The organism is Hymenobacter elongatus, from assembly GCF_004745955.1.
GTDB lineage: Bacteria > Bacteroidota > Bacteroidia > Cytophagales > Hymenobacteraceae > Hymenobacter > Hymenobacter elongatus.
The window spans coordinates 20,865-42,392 of the sequence record NZ_SRLD01000021.1 but is presented as its reverse complement, the minus strand read 5'-3'; the positions used below and the strand labels follow the sequence as shown (position 1 = coordinate 42,392).

The 21,528-nt window shown below is 60.3% G+C and carries 15 protein-coding genes; 9 read left to right on the top strand and 6 right to left on the bottom strand.

Features of this window, described 5'->3' with window-relative positions; all coding sequences use genetic code 11:
• Positions 1-38 precede the first annotated feature (38 nt).
• Positions 39-989 carry a hypothetical protein gene (locus tag E5J99_RS11800; RefSeq protein ID WP_135498014.1) on the bottom strand — a complete coding sequence of 317 codons (951 nt, stop codon included), beginning with the start codon at positions 987-989 and terminating at the stop codon, positions 39-41.
• 257 nt (positions 990-1,246) lie between these two features.
• Between E5J99_RS11800 and E5J99_RS11795 the strand changes: the two genes are divergently transcribed.
• The 3 genes from E5J99_RS11795 to E5J99_RS11785 all read left to right on the top strand — a co-directional run bounded on the left by E5J99_RS11795 (position 1,247) and on the right by E5J99_RS11785 (position 6,561).
• On the top strand, positions 1,247-3,520 hold the full coding sequence (locus tag E5J99_RS11795) for a S9 family peptidase (RefSeq protein WP_135498013.1): 2,274 nt from the start codon (positions 1,247-1,249) through the stop codon (positions 3,518-3,520).
• Between the two features lie 109 nt (positions 3,521-3,629).
• The gene (locus tag E5J99_RS11790) at positions 3,630-5,117 is read left to right on the top strand and encodes an energy transducer TonB (RefSeq protein WP_167852097.1); all 1,488 of its coding nucleotides are present in this window, start codon (positions 3,630-3,632) and stop codon (positions 5,115-5,117) included.
• An 82-nt stretch (positions 5,118-5,199) separates the two neighbouring features.
• A complete protein-coding gene (locus E5J99_RS11785; protein ID WP_135498011.1) occupies positions 5,200-6,561 on the top strand; it encodes a hypothetical protein in 1,362 nt (453 codons plus the stop codon).
• A gap of 5 nt (positions 6,562-6,566) precedes the next feature.
• Here the strand turns inward: E5J99_RS11785 and E5J99_RS11780 are convergent, their stop codons facing one another.
• Positions 6,567-8,009 (bottom strand): aldehyde dehydrogenase, encoded by a 1,443-nt coding sequence (locus E5J99_RS11780; RefSeq protein ID WP_135498010.1) that lies wholly within the window; start codon positions 8,007-8,009, stop codon positions 6,567-6,569.
• 85 nt (positions 8,010-8,094) lie between these two features.
• On the opposite strand from E5J99_RS11780, the gene E5J99_RS11775 reads away from it, so the two are divergent.
• Positions 8,095-9,627, top strand: coding sequence for an ArnT family glycosyltransferase (locus E5J99_RS11775; protein ID WP_167852096.1), 1,533 nt, complete (start codon positions 8,095-8,097; stop codon positions 9,625-9,627).
• Positions 9,624-11,393, top strand: coding sequence for a hypothetical protein (locus E5J99_RS11770; protein ID WP_135498008.1), 1,770 nt, complete (start codon positions 9,624-9,626; stop codon positions 11,391-11,393). The genes E5J99_RS11775 and E5J99_RS11770 overlap by 4 nt, the downstream gene beginning before the upstream one ends.
• 4 nt (positions 11,394-11,397) lie before the next feature.
• Here E5J99_RS11770 and E5J99_RS11765 read toward each other — a convergent pair whose 3' ends face one another.
• The 3 genes from E5J99_RS11765 to E5J99_RS11755 all read right to left on the bottom strand — a co-directional run bounded on the left by E5J99_RS11765 (position 11,398) and on the right by E5J99_RS11755 (position 15,676).
• On the bottom strand, positions 11,398-12,360 hold the full coding sequence (locus E5J99_RS11765; protein ID WP_135498007.1) for a glycosyltransferase family 2 protein: 963 nt from the start codon (positions 12,358-12,360) through the stop codon (positions 11,398-11,400).
• 48 nt (positions 12,361-12,408) lie between these two features.
• On the bottom strand, positions 12,409-13,158 hold the full coding sequence (locus E5J99_RS11760; protein WP_135498006.1) for a class I SAM-dependent methyltransferase: 750 nt from the start codon (positions 13,156-13,158) through the stop codon (positions 12,409-12,411).
• Positions 13,159-13,369: 211 nt separating this feature from the next.
• The gene (locus E5J99_RS11755) at positions 13,370-15,676 is read right to left on the bottom strand and encodes a hypothetical protein (RefSeq protein ID WP_135498005.1); all 2,307 of its coding nucleotides are present in this window, start codon (positions 15,674-15,676) and stop codon (positions 13,370-13,372) included.
• Positions 15,677-16,212: 536 nt separating this feature from the next.
• Here E5J99_RS11755 and E5J99_RS11750 point away from each other — a divergent pair.
• Both E5J99_RS11750 and E5J99_RS11745 read left to right on the top strand, forming a co-directional pair.
• Complete coding sequence (locus tag E5J99_RS11750) at positions 16,213-16,761, top strand: hypothetical protein (protein ID WP_135498004.1); 549 nt, start codon at positions 16,213-16,215, stop codon at positions 16,759-16,761.
• Positions 16,762-17,000: 239 nt separating this feature from the next.
• Positions 17,001-18,452, top strand: coding sequence for a hypothetical protein (locus E5J99_RS11745; protein ID WP_135498003.1), 1,452 nt, complete (start codon positions 17,001-17,003; stop codon positions 18,450-18,452).
• A 424-nt stretch (positions 18,453-18,876) separates the two neighbouring features.
• Here the strand turns inward: E5J99_RS11745 and E5J99_RS11740 are convergent, their stop codons facing one another.
• Positions 18,877-19,668: an SDR family oxidoreductase gene (locus E5J99_RS11740; RefSeq protein WP_135498002.1), complete on the bottom strand. Its 792-nt coding sequence runs from the start codon at positions 19,666-19,668 to the stop codon at positions 18,877-18,879.
• 188 nt (positions 19,669-19,856) lie between these two features.
• On the opposite strand from E5J99_RS11740, the gene E5J99_RS11735 reads away from it, so the two are divergent.
• Together E5J99_RS11735 and E5J99_RS11730 are read left to right on the top strand one after the other, a co-directional pair.
• Positions 19,857-20,390, top strand: a complete 534-nt coding sequence (locus E5J99_RS11735; protein WP_135498001.1) for a 3-hydroxyanthranilate 3,4-dioxygenase — start codon at positions 19,857-19,859, stop codon at positions 20,388-20,390.
• Between the two features lie 43 nt (positions 20,391-20,433).
• Positions 20,434-21,462 (top strand): amidohydrolase family protein, encoded by a 1,029-nt coding sequence (locus tag E5J99_RS11730; protein ID WP_135498000.1) that lies wholly within the window; start codon positions 20,434-20,436, stop codon positions 21,460-21,462.
• The last annotated feature ends 66 nt before the right edge of the window (positions 21,463-21,528 follow it).

Here is a 21,528-nt window from a genome sequence, read left to right as displayed (position 1 = left end):
TGTCAAGACAGGGTCGCCCGTGGCTGTGGTAGTGGCAGCTATTTGGCAATCCGAACCTGTAAGTTCAGGGTAGGCGTAGGGGTGGTTTTGATTTCCTGCACCAGAATCAGCCCATATTTCTGGTCGGCGGTGCGAAATGCCACCACCTGATTTCTTCTTAGTGCCCCCGTACTCGTTACTGGTGCCTGCGCGCGGGAAAACACGTCTTCAAACCCCTGGCTGGTGGTAGTCGCGGCAAAGCTGGCGGTGTCGCTCAGGAGTCGTAGCTGGGTAGCGCGCCTTGTCCAGGTGGCTGGTAGTTTGAGCCGCGTATCGGCGGGAGTGGAAAGGGAAGGCGCGCCGGCCGCCGTGGGTAGGTACACCACATCGACCAGCTGTTGGGCCGCCGGGTTATTGCGCATTGTGAAGCCGGGCAATGTCAGGCCCGGCAGCAAGGCCAGGAAGCTACGGCTGGCAGCAGTGCCCGGAGCCTGTAGCCGCACTGAGTACCGATGATAGACCAAGGCCGAGTCGGCATTGCGCAGCGTGAGGCGGTAGCTACGGCTGGCCACGCGCTGCTGTTGGTCTTCGGCCTCAAACTTCCAGACCTCCCGGCCAGTGGTAGTGCGTGCCCCGAAGGTGAACTGGAAGGCCAGCGCCTGCTGGGCGCGCCGGGTAGTCAGCATAGAGTCCAGGTAAACGAACTCGGGGTCGTTTCGGGCGCTGCCGGGGTCGTAGTTGAAGAGGTTGGCCGGGTAGATGATGGGGTTTTTGCTTGGCTCATACGTCACCGTGATGCGCAAGCGGCGCAGTGGGCTGTTCAGGGAGTCGGCAGCCTCGGCGTAGAGGCGGGTGGTGAGCGTGTCGCCGGGGGTGGTTAGAATCCGGTTGGAGCTGAGGTAGCGGGATGTGCCGACCAGATCCAAGTACGGATTGGGGCCGGACTCCGACTCGGAAGAGCACGCTGCCAGCACCCCCGCTAGGGGCAGCACGACGGCAAGAAGGGACAAACGATGACGCATAGGAAGTAAAGGTCGGGAGAAGGCCGCGAAGTTGGGGCCCCAGGGCCCGGAAAGAAAACAGCAGCCCTATAACGCACAGTCTCGAAAATTCATGCACGGCGATGCGGCGAACTGGCCAACGGAGGAAATTTCGTTCTGACACGGGCCAAATGGCGCAACTACCGGGCGGCACCACCGACTTTAGGGCCACCTTTTCGTGCGTACCTTTAGTGCCTGTCCTCCCGCCGTTCACTTTATTCGCTTCTATGAATTTTCGTTTCCTTGGCTTGGCTGTATTTCTTGCCACCGCCAGCCCCGTGCTGCTGCCCGCCACGGCCCCAGCAGCCGTAGCCCAGCAAAAACAGAACATTACCCTCGAAGATATCTGGGCCAAAGGCACGTTTCAGGCCCGCTCGGTGCCGGGTTTCAACTGGATGCGCGACGGCCGCTACTACTCTTCGCTCGATAACGGCGACCTGGTGCAGCACGACGTGACCACCGGCCAAGCCGTGCAGACCTTGGTGGCGGCCCAAGCCCTGACGGTGGCCGGCAGCAGCCAGCCGCTGGAAGTGGAGGGCTACTTCTTCAACTCGGATGAGAAAAAAATTCTGTTCTGGACGGCGGAAGAGCCTATTTACCGCCGCAGCTCCCGGGCTACCTTCTTCGTTTACGACCGGGATTCGAAAAAGCTGACGCCGCTGAGTGCTGGGGGCAAGCAGAGCTACGCCACCTTCTCGCCCGATGGCAAGCGCGTGGCCTTCGTGCGCGACAACAACCTGTTCGTGACGGACCTGGCCACGATGCAGGAAAAAGCCGTGACCACCGATGGCGTCCCCAATAAGCTCATCAACGGCTCGGCCGACTGGGTGTACGAAGAGGAATTTGAGTTTGCCCAGGCGTTCTTCTGGTCGCCCGACAGCCGGCAGCTGGCGTTTTACACCTTCGACGAAAGCCAGGTGCCCGAGTACAACATGCAGGCTTGGGGCGAATTGTATCCCAAAGATTACCGCTACAAATACCCCAAGGCCGGCGAGAAAAACTCGGTCGTCAGCATCTCGGTGCACGAAGTAGCCGCCGGCCGCACCACCAAAATGGATGTGGGCCCGGAAACCAACCAGTATATCCCGCGCATTATCTGGACCGAAACGCCGAATCTGCTGAGCATTCGGCGCATCAACCGGCTGCAGAATAAGCTGGAGATTCTGCACGCTGACGCCGGCACCGGCAAAACCCAGGTGGTGCTGACCGACACCGACAAAGCCTACGTGGAAGTAAACGACGACCTGCGCTACCTCTCCGACGGCAAGCAGTTTCTGTTCAGCAGCGAAAAAGACGGCTTCCGCCACCTCTACCTCTACGACCTGAAAGGCAAGCTAGTGCGGCAGCTCACGAAAGGCAGCTGGGAAATAACGGAAATCAACGGCTTTGACGAGGAAAAAGGACTGGTGTACTATACCAGCACCGAGGCTTCGCCCTTGCAGCGCCATCTGTACCGGGTAGATTTGAAGGGTAAAAACAAGGCAATGCTGGGATATACTGGCGTAAAAATGGGCGTTACATCGGGTGCTAACACCTTGATGAAGCTTGGGGTAGCGGGCACAGATATCATCAATATGAGCCCCGATACGCGTTATTATCTTAACTATCACTCCCAGAACGGCGAGCCTACTACGGTGAGCGTGCGCAATGGCAAGGATGGCAAAGTGGTGAAGGTGCTGGAAGATAACGCCAAGCTGCGCCAGACGTTGAGCCAGTACAACCTGGGCAAGCTGGAATTCATCAGCTTCAAAACCACGGAAGGCGTGACGCTGAACGGCTCGATGCTAAAGCCCGCCGACTTCGACCCCAGCAAAAAATATCCGGTGCTGATGTACGTGTACGGTGGCCCTGGCTCCCAGACCGTGAAAGACGATGCGGGCGCGGGCATTGCCTTCACCAACTATATGTGGCACCACATGCTGGCGCAGCAGGGCTACATCGTGGTATCGGTCGATAACCGGGGCACGGGCGCCCGCGGGGCCGAATTCAAGAAAAGCACCTACGCCAACCTGGGCAAGCTGGAAACCATCGACCAGGGCGAAAGCGCCAAATACCTCGGTACGCTGCCCTACGTAGACAAGGCGCGCATCGGCATCTGGGGTTGGAGCTTCGGGGGCTACATGACGGCGCTGGCGTTGACCAAAAACGCCGACCTCTTTAAAATGGCTATTTCGGTGGCCCCCGTTACCAACTGGCGCTACTACGACTCAGTGTACACCGAGCGGTTCCTGAAGACGCCCCAGGAAAACCCCGGCGGCTATGACGACAACTCCCCGGTGCAGTTTGCCCAGCAAATGAAGGGCAAATACCTGCTCGTACACGGTACCGGCGACGACAACGTGCATTTCCAAAACTCCATTGCCTGGGTCGATGCGCTGGTGAAAGCCGACAAATCCTACCAGAGCTTGTATTATCCCAACCGCAACCACGGGATTTATGGCGGCAACACGCGTCTGCATTTGTATCGGCAAATGACTGATTTCGTGTTGAAAAACCTGTAATTAGCCGGCGCTACGCCCCGCTAACAGAATTTTAGCCCAAGAAAATGCTGCCAGACGGCGTTTCCTTCGGATCATTTTCGCGTAGAGTGACTTCACGCGTATGCTCCGAATGAAACGCCGTCTGCTTTTTGGTACTCTGCTGCTGCTGGCCACTGTGGCGTGTCAGCGCGAAAAACCTGTTCAATCCGACTCTTCCCAACCCGTGGAAGTGGCGCCGGCGCTGGCCGATACCTTGCTGGAAACCCCGGCGTCCGGCACCGGCCCCATCCGCCGCGACTGGCACCGGCTGGCCCGCCGCACCGACCGCGCCGCGCCGCTTATCGTGTATCGGCGGGGCACGCTGCGCCCGCCCGGAGCCGATACCACGGCCCTGCCGCCTTCCGAGGCCCGCCTTCAGGACCTGACGCTGAAAGCCAGCGAATATTTTCAGATAGACCCGACGCAGCCTGCTGAAGTACGGGGGCGGGAAGGGACGGTGGTCCGGATTCCGGCCGGCGTGCTGGTGACCAACAGCAATCAGCCCGCCGCCAACCCGGTGTGGGTAGAGCTGAAAGAATGCTACAGCGTCGCCGATATGCTGCTTTCTAACCTGTCGACGGTGACGCCGGAAGGCGAGCTGCTCGAATCGGGCGGCATCGTGTTGGTGCGGGCTTCGGCCCGGGGGCAGCAGCTGCGGCTGGCCGCCGGGCAGGGGTTTCAGCTGCAAATGCCGGGCGCAGCCTCGCGCCGTAAGGAGCTAAAGCTGTTTTATGGGCAGGGCGGACGCGGACAGCAGCCGGTGCGCTGGGTGGCTGCCGGCCCCGCCGCCGAGCGGCCGCTGCCTAGCACCGTGGCCAGCACCGCCGACCAGATGCCAACCTACGGCAATGGCCCCGCTGATATCAACAAGCTGGTGCGCTACCCCCCGACGGCGGTAGAAAATAAGACCGAGGGAATCGTATACGCCTCCTTCCTGGTGGATGAGAACGGCCGGGTCGAAGCGCCACAGATTGTGCGGGGCATTGGCGGCGGCTGCGACGAAGAGGTACTGCGCGTGCTGAGCCAAACGTCGGGCCACTGGACGCCCGCCCGTAGCGCCGGACAGCTGGTGAAGGTGAAAATGGTGCTGCCCATCCGTTTTTCGTTTCACGAAGGTCTCGCTAATCCGGCCGAAACCGCTACTGCCTCCGCCGATCCTATGGTGCCGGTGTCGGGGGCGCTGGCTGACGCCGCCGACGAACAGGACGCTGGAGAAGCCGGCGAGCGGCGCGTGTACACCTGCACGCGCCTGGGCTGGCTGAATGCCGACAAGCCGCTGACTACCGCCAGCACCTTCGTTGCCCTGACCGTGCCCGTCGATGTGGAGCCGGGCACCAGTATTCGGCTGGTATTCGAAGACTGCATGGCCATTGTGGAAGGGCAGCCCCAGGCCGATGGCTACGCTTTTCAGCGCTTGCCGGCCAATCGCAAAGTGCTGCTTATCGGTCTGCAATACCGCAACGGTACTCCATTCCTGGCCATGCGCCATACCGTGACGGATGAGCTAGCGTCCGAGCAGCTGCAGTTTCAGGAGACGACACTGGCCGACCTGGAGCGGGCAATAGAAAAAATTCAGTGATACTTGCGGGCAGATTGCGGGCGTAGCCTTGCTTTCGGCAAGGCCTCACCGATGACGCCTTATCACGCTTGGCTTGTTTTCGATGATTTCTCCTGGCTCGCCCCGTGCGACTAGCTCCGCGTTGTTGGCGGGTAGTGGCCTGCTCTTCGTTTTGGAAGTGCTGTTTTTTACCTACTGGCGCAATAACCTGGGGCCATACTGGAGCCCGGTGCTGCTGTATGCGCTGGGGTGGGGCCTGTGCCTGCTGGCGGCCCGCGCCGTGCGGGGCTACCGTTTTGTATGGCCTCAGATGGCTTCCCGGCCCCTGCTCACCCGTCTGGCCCTTGGCGTCGGCCTCTCCCTGGGCAGCTGGCTGCTGACGACCCCCATTCTGCGCAAGCTCATTGCCCGAGCGGACGTCGCCACTATTGGGGTTCGCTCCGATATTATTCCCGCGCTGCAAGTGTACGTAACCCGCTTTCTGGGCCCCGACACCGTGTACCAGCCCATTGATCTGCTCGGCTACACATTTCTGCCCAACTATCCACCGCTCCAGTGGCTACCGTTCGTGCCCGCCGAGGTGTTAGGCCTCGATTATCGAAGCTGGGCCTTTGGTCTGTTGCTCGTCGCGCTGCTGGGTGGGTATCAGTGGCAGCTGGCGCGGCTGGCCTTGCCCACTGCCGAGTGGCTGCTGAAAGCCGTGCTGCCCGTGCTGGTGCTGCACTTCGCCGTAATGACCGACAAGTCAATGTTCAGTCTCACGGTCGAGAGCCTGATTATCGGGTACTACTGCGTGCTGGCGGCCGGTACGCTCAGCGGTAGTCCGTGGGCCAAAGCGCTGGGCGTGGTGCTGTGTTTGTTGTCGCGCTTCTCGCTGGTGTTGTGGCTGCCGCTCTATGGGCTGTTGCTGCTCTGGGAAAACCCCCGGCGCGGGTGGCTGACGGCGGGCCTGGCGCTGGCCGGAGTGCTGCTCATCTTCGGCCCCTTTCTGCTCCACGACCCCACCATTTTTCTCCGGGCCCAGCTGGAAAATATAGGAATTGCCGAAGGCGAATGGCAGCATATCGACCCGCAGGCACCCGTAGCGGTACCCATGCACCTGTTTAACGGAGTAGGATTCGCGCCCTGGTTTTATGATCTGCCGGGCACATTGGTCGAGCGGATAGCGCGCTTGCAGCTGGCGCAGCTCGCCGCCTGCGGAGCCGTAGTGGTGGGCAGCGGACTCCTGTTCTGGCGCTTCCGTCACCGCTTCGATGCCCGGCTGGCGGCCCTGCTGAGCCTGAAGGTATACCTGGCTACTTTCTACGGATTTCTGATTATTCCCTACACGTATCTGGCTTCCGTCAGCCTTTTCACTTCGCTGTTTGTGGTGCTGGTCATAAGCCGAAAAGCGCCCTTTCTGGTGCCTCTCGCGGCAACTGATACCCGCCTCCCGGCCGCTACAGCCGCCGCTCCCGGGCAGTAGCCACGCTACAGCTTAAGGCAAACGTTCTGGGGCTCGGTAAAGAACCGCAGTGCTTCCAGGCCGCCTTCCCGGCCAACGCCGGAGCTTTTCATGCCCCCAAACGGCGTCCGTAAGTCGCGAAGCAGCCAGGTGTTGATCCAGACGACGCCGGCGTGGAGCTGGTGGGCCACGCGGTGCGCCCGGTCCAGGTCGCGCGTCCAGATGGTAGCCGACAGGCCGTAGTCGGTGCCGTTGGCCCAGCTCAAGGCTTCTTCTTCGGTGTCGAAGGGCGTGAGCGTCACTACCGGCCCAAAGATTTCTTCCCGATTGGTGCGGCAGTCGGGCGCCAGCCCTTCGAATACGGTCGGTTGCAGAAAATAGCCCTCGGCACACCGCCCCGCTACCTGCACTCGTTGCCCACCCGCCAGCAGCGTGCCGCCTTCGGCCTGGGCCAGCGCAATGTAGTCCAGGACTTTATGCAGGTGCGATTCGCTAACCAGCGCGCCCTGGCGCGAGCTTTCCAGCAGTGGGTCGCCCACGGTGAGGCCTCCCACGCGTTCCAGAAAAGCCTGCTTGAACTGCTCATACACAGGCCGCTCGATGAAAATGCGCGAGCCGCACAGGCAGATCTGGCCCTGGTTGGAGAAGCTGGACTGAATGCTGGTGCTCACGGCTGCCGCCAAGTCGCAGTCGGCGAAAATGAGGTTGGGGTTTTTACCGCCCAGCTCCAACGACAGCTTTTTAAACATCGGGGCGGCCGTGCGGGCAATATGCTCGCCGGTTTTGGTGCCGCCCGTGAAGCTGATGGCCTTCACCGCCGGATGCTCGACGATGGCCTGTCCGGCGCGCGGGCCGGTGCCATGCACGATGTTGAGCACGCCCGCCGGCAGGCCCGCCTCCTGGCACAGCTCGCCCAGCCAGTAGGCCGTGGCCGGCGTAATTTCCGAGGGCTTGGCCACCACGCAGTTGCCGGCCGCCAGGGCCGGGGCAATTTTCCAGGTGAACAGGTACAGCGGCAGATTCCAAGGCGAAATGCAGCCCACCACGCCCAGCGGGTGCCGCACGGTGTAGTTGAGCGCTATGCCTTCCTGAAAGTGCGTTTCGGACGAAAAATGACTGATGCCGGTGCCAAAAAAAGCAAAATTGCTGGCTGCTCGCGGAATATCGACGGTGCGGGCCAGGGCTACGGGCTTGCCGTTGTCCTGACTTTCGGCCTCGGCCAGGCGCTCCAGGTTGTGCTCGATCAGCTCGGCGATGCGCACCAGCAGCCGGCCGCGCTTTTCGGCTGGCAAGGCCCGCCAGGCCGGAAACGCCGCCTGCGCCGCCGCTACTGCTTGCTGCACGTCGGCCTCGTCCGAATCCGGAATCTGGCTGTAGACCTGGCCCGTGGCGGGCTCCACGTTGTCGAGGTAGCGGCCGGCGGCCGGCGGCACAAACCGGCCGTTGATAAAGTTCTGTAGGTAGAGCATGCGGGGAAGAAGCTGGGCTATGTACAAATCTAGCCATAGTAAACCACTACTTTTGCCATTCTGGCTCAGCCGAATTTTCGACTCTATGACACTGACTTTCCTGGATGGCCACACGGTGCCCCGGTGGTTTTGGCCCCTGCTGCTGGGACTGAACCTGCTTTTGCACCTGCCTTTTTTTGCTCAACCACCTAACAGCGTGCATGTTTGGCGGCAAAGCAACACCATGGCCGTGGCCCGCAACCTCTACGAGGAGGACATGAACCCGCTGCGCCCCCGCGTCGACCGGCGCAATGACTCCGATGGCGTGACGGGCATGCAGTTCCCGAGCTATGAGTGGGTAGTGGCCCTGGGCTACAAGGCGCTGGGCTTTCACGAGGCCATTCCGCGCGTCGTCACCTGGTTGATTTTCGCGGCCGGCGTAGTGGCGTTTTATGCCTTGGTGAAGCTGCTGACAAGCTCGGCATGGCTGGCAGCGGTGGGGGCCTGGGGACTGAGCTGGAGCCCCGAGCTGTTTTATCATTCTATCAACGCCCTGCCCGATATTCTGGCACTGTCGGCGGCCATTGCGGGGCTCTATTTCTTTCTGCGCTGGTACCACAGCCGCCTGCCCGTTCTGTTCTGGCTGAGCTTGCTGCTGACCACGCTGGCCGGCATGACTAAGCTGCAATACCTCGTCATCGGCTTCCCCATTGCGGTGCTCATCATCCGCGACCTGTGGCAGCGCCGCCTGACGTGGCGGCGCGATGCCGTGCCGCTGGCGGTATTTGCCCTCGTGGCGGTGGGCTGCACACTGAGCTGGTACGCCTACGCGGTGCGGCTCATCGAGCAGTCGGGCCTGGCTGATTTCGGGCTGGAGCTGCGGCCAGCTACCAGTGTGGCCGTGGCCATCAAAACGCTGACGCACAACGTGGTTTCGGATATTCCGGAGCTGCTGATCAACTACGCCAACTTCGGGCTGCTGCTGCTGGGCCTGGTGGCTATTGGGCGCGGCCGCTACTACCGCAGTTCCTGGTTTGGGCCGGTGCTGGTGTGGGCCCTGGCTTTGCTGGCCTACCATCTGATTGAATTGCGCCAGATGGCCGTGCACCAATATTATATGCTGCCCTACCTGCCCGTGCTGCTACTGCCCGTGGTGCTCGGGGCCGGCTGGCTGGTGCGCCGGCCCCGGTGGCGGTGGCTGCTGCTGCTGCTGCTGGTAGCGCAGCCCGTGCTGGCTTTCGTCCGGATTGCGCCGCCCCGCTGGATGGGTGGCGCCCGCGAAGTGCCACCCGAGCTATTCGATGCTGCCACCCGCGCCGCGCTCGACAATGCCGTGCCCGATTCGGCGCTGTGTGTAGTAGGCCCCGACGAGTCGGGGTGCAAGTTCTTCTACTTCCTGCACAAGAAAGGCTTTGGCTACGACGAAAGCGCCCAGCTTTTCCAGCCTGGGGCCGGCGGCCAGCCCTATCTGGCCACCTGTATTCAGCGCGGGGCCCGCTACCTCTACACCAACGATACGACGCTGGTCGCCGACCCGCGCCTGCGTCCTTATGTGGGTCAGGTGGTTAAAAGAGTCGGCGACTTTCAGGTTTTGGCTTTGCGGCCGGCTGCTTCACCCGCTGTTACCCCGTCCCGATGAGAGCCTCCGCTGTTCGTCTGGCGCTCGTGTTTCTGACGTACGTGTTGGTGTTCGTAGCCTGGAGCTGGCCCTTGGCTGCCCACCTGAGCAGTGCTTTTCCGGCCTTAGCCGACCAGGACGGCTACATGCAGCTTTGGAATGTGTGGCACTTCCGCGAAGCGGTGTTTAGCGGTCAAAACCCATTTTACTCCAATTGGCTGCTGTTTCCCGATGGTGCCTCGCTGTGGCTGCACACTTATATCCCCATTGCGGGCATGGTAAATGTGTTCATCGGCAACGAAATGCTGGCGCTGAACCTGACCCTGGCCGCCGAGTATGCTCTGTCGGGAACCGGGGCGTGGCTGCTGGCCCGGCGCTGGCTGCGGCAGCCAGCGCTGGTGTGGCTGGTGGGCCTGTTCTTCGCCTTCTCGCCCTACAAAACCGTGCGGCTGCCCTACCATTTCGACCTGGTGCTGACGGCCACGGTACCGTTTTACATCCTGGCGTTTCTGGATGCCTTCTGGTTCGAGCCCGGCCGGTTTTGGCCGCAGGTGCGGAGTTGGAAAGCTGTGGTGCTTTGCTTTGTGCTGGGCGTCATCACGCTCTTCAGCGACTATTACGTCCTGTTTGCGCTGATTTACTTTTCGCTGGGCTACGCGGCGTGGTTCTGGCTACGGCTGGGGAGCATCAACTGGCGTCATCGACGGGCGTGGCTGGTGCTGGCGGCCGGCTTAGCAGTCAGCCACTTTGGTATTCGGTTGCTGCGCTTGGTTAAGGTGCCCGACAACTCCGGCTTTTGGTGGGGCGGCGACCTGGCCGGCTATTTCATTCCCGCCGAAAACAGCCGCTGGCTGGACTTTGCCTGGGCCCGGCAGCTCTACCACGACCCACGCATCTACAACATGCCGGGCTCCGTCGAGAATGTTATGTTCCTGGGCTATGCTGTGCCGCTGGTGTGCCTGCTGGCGGCGTTCTGGCCGGCGCGGCCCGCTTCGCAGCGCCACCAGGACCCGCAGGGACGCCCGCTGGCCTGGGTGCTGTTGTTTTTCGTGCTGCTCACGCTGCCGGCACTACGGGTGCTTGGCCATGTCAAGCTAAACCTGCCCACCAGCTTACTGCATTTTGTGCCCTTCTTCAACAATATTCGCTGCCCCACCCGTTGGGTGCTGATGGTATCGTTGCTGCTGCCCATCGTGGGGTTTGGGGCGCTGGAAGCAGCCTGGGATGCCGCGCGCCGGCCAGTGGCGCGGGGCTTGCTTAGTGGCCTGCTGCTGGTGGTGGTCGCCGTCGAGTTCTGGCCCGTAGCGCCCCCGCTGGATTCGTCCCGCACCTTGCCGGCTGCTTTTCAGGCGGTGGCTAAGCTACCCGGCGAAACCCTCTTTACGCTGCCCTTTGGTTTGATTGACGGCTATCAGCAGGTGGGAAAGGTGGAGCTGCGCAACTTCCTGTACCAGCCGTACTACCGCAAAAAACTGCCCTCCGCCTACATTTCCCGCGTCGATGCTCAGCAGTTTGCTCATTTTCAGGCCGATACAGTGATGCGGACTTTACTGGCACTGCAGCGGGCACGTCCCGATACGACGTTCACGCCGCCTTCCGTGGCTGCGGCGCTCCGCTTCCGGCAGCGCTACCAGCCCGCCGTGGTGCTCATCAGCCCGGGCTGGCGCAATAGTCTCGCGCACCGCTACCTGCGCAGTGTTTTTCCCGATTTCAGCGAGCGAAATTTCCCCGATGGCTACGCCCTGATGGCTCCTGCCAAGGCCCTGGCTGCGCTGCCGCCCGAGTAGCGGGCTAGCGGGCCGGCACCTCTGCGGCTTGTAGCGGCGCTGATACCGGGATATTCGTGTCGGAAATGATGTAGAGGGGGCGCTGCCGCACGTTGGCGCTCAGCCGGGCAATGTATTCGCCGATAATACCGACGGCAATGAGCTGCACGCCGCCCAAAAACAGGATGCTGACCATCAGTGACGCCCAGCCCGGTTCGTACTCGTGGCTCACGAAGCGGGCGTAGAGGGTATAGAGCATCACCACGAAAGCTAGGCCCGACACGATGAAACCGCTGATGGTAGCGGCCTTCAGGGGGGCGTCGGAGAAGCCGGTGATGCCATCCAGGGCCAGCCGAATCATTTTGCGGTAGGTGTAGCCGGTTTCGCCGCCGGCCCGCTCGGCGCGGTCATACTCGACGTAGGTCTGGCGGTAGCCGATCCACGAAATCTGGCCGCGAATAAACTTGTTCTGCTCCGGCATCTGCTTCAGGGCGTCGACCACCTTACGCGAAATAATGCGGAAGTCACCGGTATCCACCGGAATAGAAATACTGGTGATGCTGGCCAGAATGCGGTAAAATAACTTGGCCGTGAGCTTCTTGGCCGCGCTTTCGCCCTGGCGCGAGCGGCGCTTGGCATACACAACCTCGTAGCCTTCGCGCAGCTTGTGGAAAAGCTGCGGAATCAACTCCGGCGGGTCCTGCAAGTCGGCGTCGATGATAACAGCGGCCTGGCCAACGGCCAGATCGAGGCCGGCCGTGACGGCAATCTGATGGCCGAAGTTGCGACTGAAGTCGATGTAGCGCACGCGCGGGTCGCGGGCAGCCAGGTTTTGCACCAGCGCCAGCGACTTGTCGCGCGAGCCATCATTGATAAAGATAAACTCGTAGTGCAGGCCCATTGGGTCCAGCACACTCCCCAGGCGGGCGTACAGGGCCGGAATGTTGGCTTCTTCGTTATAGATGGGAATGATGACGGAGAGGTCCACAGGGTAGGGGCAAGGTAGAGGAAAGGAAAAGCCGCGGAAGCAGTGAGCTTAGGCTTTTTTGGTGGCCAGCACGAATGCACTAATGCCGACGGGCAGCCGGAAGCGGCGAAATAGCCGGTTTTCGGCCCGCAGCAGCGTCAGTAGGGTGCCGTTCAGAAAGCTGGGCAGAATTTGCAGGTCGCCGCTATCGGTAGCGCTCTTGTTCTTGCTGGTGAGGGTGCGCTGGGCCAGCCGCATCAGGGCTGCCGGAAAAAACAGGGCCGAATTCCAGTAGGAAGCCCGGCTGATGGCCATGCCCGACTGCTGCACCACTGCGCTGAGCTGGGGCAGGGAGTAGCGGCGGAAATGATAGTTTACCTCGTCGTGGCGACTCCACAGCGAATTGAAGGCGGGCACAAAAACGATGAGCTGCCCGGTGGGGCACAGCACGCGCTGCCACTCGCTGAGGGCCTGCTGCTCGTTTTCGATGTGTTCGAGCACGTCGGAGGCAATAACCAGATCAAAGGCAGCGTCCGAAAATTGCAGGTGGGCCCCATCCATTACGCCCACGTTGGCCAGCCCGCGCGACTGGGCCACCCGGATGCCTACTTCGCTTACGTCGATGCCGTGCAGGTTTTGGTAGCCAGCGGCGCGCAGCGCCAGCATCAGGGGCCCGCCCGAGCAGCCGATTTCCAGGATCCGGGCGGTACGCGGCAAGTTCAGCTGCTGGATTTGGTTGAACACGGCTTCGCGGCGGGCGACAAACCACCAATGCTGTTCTTCCAGTTGATGATAGGCTTGCTCGTAAGTAGGATGCACAGGCTAGAAATTGAGGCGGGAAACAAAGATAGCAACTAAATCACGTCAGGTTTTGCCGGTTAAGACAAGCTGTCGACGCGCTCTGCTGAGCTAGCGGATTCTGGCCACGCCCTTGGAGCGGCTGTTTCTGCCCCCTAAATCCGTTGCTGGAAAAAAGCAGTTGAATACTTCGCAATAGGAGCCTGGTGCTGACGGCAATTCAGCCGCCGGGTTACGGCACGAGCTGGTAGCCATTCAGAACCGGGTGGTTTTGAGCATCGAACCAGTACACATCCGTGTTCAGGGGCCGGAGTACAAAGTCGTCGGCCAGCAGGTCGCGGCTGCCGTATTGCACCTCCACCCGGTTGACCCCGGGCTGTGGCCGGAACAGCACGCGCATCCGCACCCAGTCGCCGGCAATTTCGGTGGTTAGTCGGCCATCACTGGTGTTCTCCGCCACCGTGTTGCCATTGCTGTATTGCCTGACCCGCATATAGCCGTAGCCGTAGTCCATCTTGCCATGAATCCAGATGCTGGCCTCGTAGCGGCTGGTATCGGATGGGGTAGGCAGCGGCCCGTCGTAGAGGATAGAAATAGTTTCGAGGGGTTGGTAGAGAGCCCCCGGGGCCGAGCGTCCTCGCCGGTCCGGGCTGTCGTCGAACGAGTTGCGCACCACGCCACGGTCAGTGGAGGCGTAGCTGTTGCCGGCTCGCTTGGGCAGCGTAGGAAGCAGCGCGGCGGCTTTGGTGCGCTCCTGCTCGAGGGTCGTAGCGGCCAGCGCGGCAATAGGCAGCTCATACAAGCTCACGCCTTCGGCCTGCAACAGTGGCTTGGCAATGCTAACCAGCCGCTGTTCTTCCGGCGTCAGCGCATCGGGCGCTACGACGAGCAGAATGGGCTTATCCGACGGAAACTGACGCAGCAGCGGCTTTTCAATCAGTGAGCTGCTTAATAGCTGCACATGCCGGAGCATGTGCTCCAGAGAAGGCCGCGAAACGTACGTCGCCAGCTCGGGCAGGCCCATAGCCAGGGAGAGTTTGTGGGCGTGGTATATCGAGTTGGCCGAGCCGCTGAGGTCAATCCGGTCACTGCCTTTGTTCATATAGGGCAGCGGCATAATGGCCTGAAAGTCAGACGGGCGGCGGTTGGCCCAGGTCAGCTGTTGCACCGGGCTGTTTTCCGGGTCCATAAAAGCCTGCGCCCCGGCACCCTGCTCGGCGGCTTTGGCTTTCGACGAAACGTTGATCCAGGCCTCGGCTGCCCAGAGCAGCAGTAGCAGCGGCAGCCAGGGCAGCGCCAGCATGGGAACGTGGCGCTGGCGCTGGTAGCGCAGCAAGCGGTACAGGTAGTAGGCGGCATACACGCTCAGGGCATAGTAAAAAGGCCACGCAAACCGCCCCAGCGCCCGAAACTGCTTGATGGGCCCCAGGTAATCAATCAGGCTCTCGAAGCCGGGGAACGTGAAAGGAACAGCAAAGGAGAACAGCAGCAGCAAGGCGGAAGCCCACAAGCCGGTGTGCAGGTGGTGGGGAAGGCTGCGCCCCCGCATGCGGCCCGGCGTGCGACGGCGCTGCCACAAGCGCCATAGCAGCAGCAAGGCGGAGGCTACGAATACTCCCGTACCCACCAGCCCCACGTAGGACATGGACTCAAAGGTGATTTCCTCGGTCGGGAAAACCGCTTGCCACAAGCTGTGAAACGGCTCCAGATACGGCGTAAATACCCCACGCGGCGTGGACATATACACCAGGAAGCCGTAGGGGTTTGGCGGCCGGTCCCGGGCCAGGTCCGTGAGCCAGAGCCAGCCCCGGAAAAGCACCAGCGGCAGGAGCGCGGCCACCGTCATACGCCAAATCAAGTCCAGGGGCCGGTTGCGGCGCACGGCCAGTACCAGCGCGTGGCCCAGCAGGAAAAAACAGCCGCATGCCAGGAAATACAGCATCACCAGGCCCATCAGCAGGCTGCCCACCACAAACAGCACGTACCAGCGCCACTGACGCGGCGCTTCCTGCATCCGAATGATACAGTACCACAGCATGGGTACGAAGCAGCCGTAGCTCAGCGACATATGGTCGCCCAGACGCATAATTTGCGGCGACAGAAAACCGATGATGAGGGCCAGGACGGCAGCGTACACAACACTCATGCGAGTGCGCCGCAAGATGGCATACAGCACCAGCGGCGTGAGTAGCAGGCTGGTCAGGGCCACCAGATTGGTGATGCCCACCGTGTGTTCGGCTGCCGGGATGCCCAGGCGCTGGAGGACGTTAATACTCCAGGCAATGAGCGGCTGCAGGTTGGGGTAGTTGAAGTTCTCCCCAAACGGATAGTTCATGCCGGAGAAATGGTCGCCCGAGTCATGAAAGGCATAATAGGCCGTAGCGTAGTAGCTCTGGAGCCCGTCGCCGCCCGCGACAAAGAAATAGTTATCGGGGTGGGCTAGAACGAAGGAAAAGAGCGTGGCTATCAGGCCCGCAGCGGCCAGCCCAACGCCGGCCATACCCAGCCAGTGTTGTGTGTTACGGCGAAAAGAAATCATGGAAAAAGTTGACGACGGCGGGTTACAAGAATAGGCACGGGAGAATAAAATAAGTCCCGTCTATTCCCAAACCCTTATTGGACCCATCAAAACTAAGGCATTGGCAGGACAATAACTGCCCGGATATTGGGTAAGCACTCTATCTTTGATCCTTTCTATTTCCCGTGGGCGTCGCTCCGGCAGCCTGCCCATCACCGACGCCATATCTCTTCCGGTGTTTTTTGATATCCGGGTGCGTCGCTGCCAATTAGGCACCCTGCTAGGGCCGCACCAGCGGGGCACAGCCCGGCCAGAAACAGCCAATGGATGTTGTCGAAGCGAGGGTACATTATATCGTAAAGAAATGTTTAGCACTAAATTCTCTCGCTTACTTTTGTAGGCGGTTTGCTCTTTTTCAAGTTGCGTGGTAGTGCGTTCGGTCTCTTCCTGGCTGCCGCCAGGCTTCGCAACGCTCAAGCGGCGGGCTTACTTTATTTCTTCGCTGCCTCATCAATTCGTCGGTTACACTTTTTGACCTTTTTTTCCTCTTTACTCTCATGCGTACTCTTACTGCTTCGTGCACCTTGTTGCTGGCTGCCTTTCTACTAACCAATTGTGATAAGGGCGCGGATAGTGCATCTGAAAAAGATGACAAAACGTTGGTAAATACCGACTTTGATGGCCTGCAAGGATGGGTAAACAACAGCACCGGAACTTTGAGCAACAAATACGCGCACAGTGGCAAATATTCCCTGACCGTGGGCGGGGGCAAAGAATACGGCCTGACCTTCAGTGCGCCCCTGGGCCAGCTGATGGCAACCAAGCCGCGCAAAATGAACGTGCAGGGCTGGGTGAGAACCGAGGAAGCCAACACGGCCGTGCAGTTGGTAATTCAGGTTACCAAGCCCGGTACCGATGAGAAGGTGTTCTGGAAAGGTCTGCCCCTGTTCGGCGGCACCAAGCCCGGCCAGTGGACGGAGTTGAAAACGGACATTATCCTGCCCGATAACATCGGTTTCGACCAGGTTCTGGGAGTATATCTGTGGGGCAATAATGCGGGCAAGCCCGTTTACCTAGACGACCTGCGCATCACCAGCGTCGAGTAGTAGCGCTAGCGAGTACCACTTTATTCCTGTTTTGGCAGTAAGTCCGGTACCCGGCTGCCAGACAGGGATAAAGTGGTTTTTTGTTTAATGAAGGTGCCTTTCGATAAGCCTAGATGCCTGGTTCCGGGTCGCATAAGCCGGGTGTAGGGCGCAAATAATAGGCTGCGATCAGAACTGGTAGCCGCTGGCTATGGAGGTTATATTCTTTACAGTGCCGACGGCACTTGCGCTTCCTTCTCATGATCAACACGGATACTCACTACCCGAACCAGCCCGCACGGTGGTGGCAAAGTCGCAACAACTGGTTGTGGTTCCTGCTGACTTCGCTGCTGTTTCTGGGGCACCTGCTCACCACGCGCTATAAAGAGCTCTACGGCGACTCCTGGTTCTATTGGCATCTGGCCAATAGTTTCGACCAAGAAGGAGCCAGCCAGTTTTCGATTTACAATTTCGATAGCGCTTTGCGCGGTTACCTGCTACCCCTGCTATACTACCCGGCGGTGCAGCTGGTACGTAATGTGCTGCCCGAAAATCTGGAGCAGGTCGTGAAAGTACTCGGTGCGCTTTGGGCTGGGGCTCTGTTTGGGGTGGTGTGCCCGCTGTTGTGGCAAAAAGTAACCGGTATGGCCGTCAGCAGCCTGCGCCGTCTGCTATTTGTCGGCGTGTGCTTTATGCTGTGGCGCGACTATTTCAACTTTGTACTTTCAGACTTTCCCAGTATGCTGGCCCTAGCCCTGGCCCTGCTGCTAGCCTACCGCGTGCAAAGCCTCTGGGCGGCGGCCGCCGTGGGGGCCTTGGTGGCGGCCGCCGTCTATGTCCGGCCGCTCAACCTGCTGACGGCTCCTTTCCTCGTGGCCCTGATGGTGCAGCAAGTACGAGTATACCAAGCTGGGAAAGGCGGTTTTATCGTGCCGGCCAGCATGCGCGTGGCGCTGTTTGCCCTGGCTTTTCTGCTGGTAGGCATTCCGCAGTATCTAATTAATGTCAATAATTATCAAGAGAAAACTTTCCTGGTGCTGGCCAAAGGAGCCAACGAGCGTAAGCTCAACGAAACCGACAATCTCTACCTGTTCAAGCTGAACGAAGGTCTGGTCAACCAGCGCTACGAAACCAACGTCGGGGCCAATTACCCGCAGCCCCAGGCCGTCTTCATTGACCTTGCCGGGCGGGCCATGGTAGCCCAGATCAACTGGCATCAGTTCGAATCCTATCCGGAGTACTTTTTCTATGTACTACGGCATCCCTTCGATATACTGGGCGTGTATATGCGGCACTTGTTCAATGGGTTAGATGTGCTTTACGCCGGCCCCTACGTCCACAACCTGTACGGGTCTACTATGCTGAACTCGTTTGTGGTGTACACGGTGCTATTTTTAGCGTTGGTTGTCATCGTCGTACGAATTCATCTCGTGCGCTTCAGTCACTGGTTGGTCATAGGAGCCCTAGTCATCACGTGTCTGGCATCGATGCCGCTGATGGTGGAATGCCGGTTCTTTATCCCGCTACATCTGCTCCTGTATGCCGTTGCCTGCTACGGCTGGCCAGCTGACTGGGGCTGGAAGCAAGCTACTACCCAAAAACGCCTTGCGCTGGTAGCAGCATACAGCCTGTTCTTTCTGCTATGCCTGGCTATTTCGAGCAATACGCAGGCGATGCTGGAGAAAAAACCTAAAACAATTCAAGCTTCCTAGGGGCTGTGTGAACAGGAAGGAAAAGAACGTCCTGTCGAGCACCACGAGACCTCTCGCGTGCTGACGTGTGAGTAATAATGCAACTACCGCACGCGAGATGCTTCGCTGCGCTCTGCATGACCCTCTTTTCGCACGCTCTACTATAAAACAGCTGCACCCGGGCCGTCAGGCGGTGCAGGTGGAGCCTGCTGCTCTGTTCGGCTACACCTGTGCGCGTAAGTTCGGTCAGATAGATCCTACGCTCACGCGTAGCTAGCAGCTCAAAGGCTGGTGACTGCGAGCCTGGTGGTGCAGGTCAACACAAGAGCACCGCCACCGGCAAGGGTATTTGCGGGACCCTTCCGCTCAGCAACGCGGTAAAATTCTTCGACAAGTAGCAGGCTGTTTTGCCCTTCTCGCTTTTATATCGGAGTTGCTGGAATGCCTACAGGCTGCCTGTCCGGCCGCCATCCACCGGTATATTGATACCGTTGATGTAGCCCGCCGCCGGCGAGGCCAGAAAAGCCACGGCCGCCGCCACCTCGTTGGCTTGCCCGAAGCGTCCGGCCGGAATAGTACGCAACATGGTAGCTTCAATTTCTTCCACTGCCTGGCCGGTTTGTTCCACTTTCTTTGCAATCAGGGAGGTGTGGCGTAAGGTGACGGTAGCACCGGGCAGCACGTTGTTTACCGTAATGCCGCTGCCGCCCAACTCATTGGCTAGGGTTTTGGCCCAGCTTGCCACGGCCCCGCGAATGGTATTTGAAACGCCCAAACCTGCCAGCGGCTGCTTTACGGAAGTGCTGATGATGTTGATGATCCGGCCGAAGCCACGGGCCTGCATACCTGGCACCACGGCCTGCGCCAGCAAGTGGTTGCACACCAAATGCTGCTCAAAAGCGGCCCGAAAAGCAGCAATTGGCGCAGCCAGAATAGGCCCGCCCGCCGGCCCCCCTGTATTATTAACCAGTGTATGAAAGCCTTCCGGATGTAGGGTGAGGTAGTCGCGCAGCCGGGCGGCCAGCGCGTCCGGCTCGCTGAAGTCGGCCACAATGTAGTCGTGGTGCTGGCCCTGGGGGCGGGGTAGTGCAGCCACGGCTTGTTGCAGAGTGGCTTCGTTGCGGGCCAGCAGCGTAACGGTGGCCCCAAGCTGCGCCAATTCCTCCGCTATGGCGCGGCCAATGCCTTGGGTGCTGCCGCCTACGAGGGCGCGCTGGGAGCTCAGATCAAGATGCACGAAAAGCGGGTTAAAGTGAAGGGTCAAAAGTAGGTAAAATCTTGTCCGGCCGGCCCTCCTATTGCCAGTAGTATTGATTGCATGAGGGCTACGCGGGTGGCGAGTCGTGTGGGTTTTGCGTAAGTTCGGCCACGCTGTCTGGCTTCGGGCCGAGGCAGTCCTATTTTCTACCCACCTACTTCCGCGCCATGCCCGTCGCTCGTCCTTTCAACCTCCAGAAATGGATTGATGAACACCGTCATCTGCTTAAGCCGCCCGTGGGCAACCAGCAGGTATTCACCGATAACCAGGACTTTATCGTGATGGTCGTAGGCGGCCCCAATGCCCGCAAAGACTATCATTTCGACGAAGGCGAAGAGCTGTTTCTGCAGATTGAGGGCGACATCGTGGTCAAAATCATCGAGGACGGCAAGCCGGTCGATATTGAAATCAAGGCCGGGGAGATGTTTCTGCTGCCCCCACGCGTGCCCCACTCGCCGCGGCGACCGGCCGGCACGGTAGGGCTGGTGCTGGAGCGCTACCGCACTGCCGGCGAGCTGGATGGCTTCCAGTGGTACTGCGAAAACTGCGGAACCAAGCTCTATGAAGAGTTTGCCGAAATTACCGACATCGTGCAGCAGCTCCCGCCCATCATGAACCGCTTCTGGCAGTCGGCGGAAAAACGCACCTGCGCCACCTGCGGCACCGTGATGGCACCGCCCGCTCCCGTGCAGGCAGACTAACCCGCTGCCCGACCCGCTTACCCCCACCCGCAGTAGCCCACCCGTGCTCAAAATTGATATTCATACCCACATTCTGCCCAAACACTGGCCCGACCTGCGCGAGCGGTACGGCTACGGCGGCTTTATTCGGCTGGAGCACCACAAGCCCTGCTGCGCCCGAATGATGCAGGATGACAAGTTTTTCCGCGAAATTCAGGATAACTGCTGGGACCCGGAAGTGCGCATGCGTGAATACGACCAGTTTGGCGTTGATGTGCAGGTGCTCAGTACGGTGCCGGTTATGTTTAGCTACTGGGCCAAGCCGCTGGATGCGCTGGACCTGAGTCGCCTGCTCAACGACCACATTGCCAGCGTCGTGGGGCGCTACCCCGACCGGTTCGTGGGCCTGGGCACTATCCCGATGCAAGCCCCCGACCTGGCCGTGAAGGAGCTGGAGCGCTGCGTGAAAGAGCTGGGCTTGGCCGGCGTACAGATTGGCTCCCACGTGAACGACTGGAACCTCGACGCGCCGGAGCTATTCGAAGTATTCGCCGCCGCCGAAGAGCTGGGAGCTGCCGTATTCGTGCATCCCTGGGATATGATGGCCCAGCAAAAAATGCCCAAGTACTGGCTCCCGTGGCTGGTAGGCATGCCCGCCGAAAGTACGCTGGCGCTCTGTTCCCTCATTTTTGGGGGTGTGCTGGAGCGCTTGCCCAAGCTGCGCGTAGCCGTGGCCCACGGCGGGGGCTCGTTTGCCTCCACCATCGGGCGTATCGAGCACGGCTTCCACGTACGCCCCGACTTGTGCGCCGTCGATAACCCCGTGAACCCGCGCGAGTACCTGGGCCGGTTCTGGGTCGATTCGCTGGTGCACGATCCGCTGATGCTCGATTACCTGGTCAAAACCCTGGGGCCGGATAAGATTGTGCTGGGGACCGATTACCCGTTTCCGCTGGGCGAGCTGGAACCCGGCCAGCTTATCGGGTCGATGCCGTATGCCGATGAGCTGAAGGCCCGAATGCTGGGAGCCAATGCTCTGGAATGGCTGGGGCTGCCCCAGCAGTCCTTTGCGCAGCGTCTGGTCGCCAAGTAAGTTTTGCCTCTACCTTTACAGTATCATGGGCTGCCCGTTCTGGCGGCTCTGGCGCACGATCCTGGC

Coding starts and splice junctions, on each gene's coding strand:
- E5J99_RS11770 (WP_135498008.1), top strand. CDS start 9,624: ATGAGAGCCTCCGCTGTTCGTCTGGCGCTCGTGTTTCTGACGTACGTG.
- E5J99_RS11750 (WP_135498004.1), top strand. CDS start 16,213: ATGCGTACTCTTACTGCTTCGTGCACCTTGTTGCTGGCTGCCTTTCTA.
- E5J99_RS11745 (WP_135498003.1), top strand. CDS start 17,001: ATGATCAACACGGATACTCACTACCCGAACCAGCCCGCACGGTGGTGG.
- E5J99_RS11790 (WP_167852097.1), top strand. CDS start 3,630: ATGAAACGCCGTCTGCTTTTTGGTACTCTGCTGCTGCTGGCCACTGTG.
- E5J99_RS11780 (WP_135498010.1), bottom strand. CDS start 8,009: ATGCTCTACCTACAGAACTTTATCAACGGCCGGTTTGTGCCGCCGGCC.
- E5J99_RS11795 (WP_135498013.1), top strand. CDS start 1,247: ATGAATTTTCGTTTCCTTGGCTTGGCTGTATTTCTTGCCACCGCCAGC.
- E5J99_RS11755 (WP_135498005.1), bottom strand. CDS start 15,676: ATGATTTCTTTTCGCCGTAACACACAACACTGGCTGGGTATGGCCGGC.
- E5J99_RS11775 (WP_167852096.1), top strand. CDS start 8,095: ATGACACTGACTTTCCTGGATGGCCACACGGTGCCCCGGTGGTTTTGG.
- E5J99_RS11785 (WP_135498011.1), top strand. CDS start 5,200: ATGATTTCTCCTGGCTCGCCCCGTGCGACTAGCTCCGCGTTGTTGGCG.
- E5J99_RS11735 (WP_135498001.1), top strand. CDS start 19,857: ATGCCCGTCGCTCGTCCTTTCAACCTCCAGAAATGGATTGATGAACAC.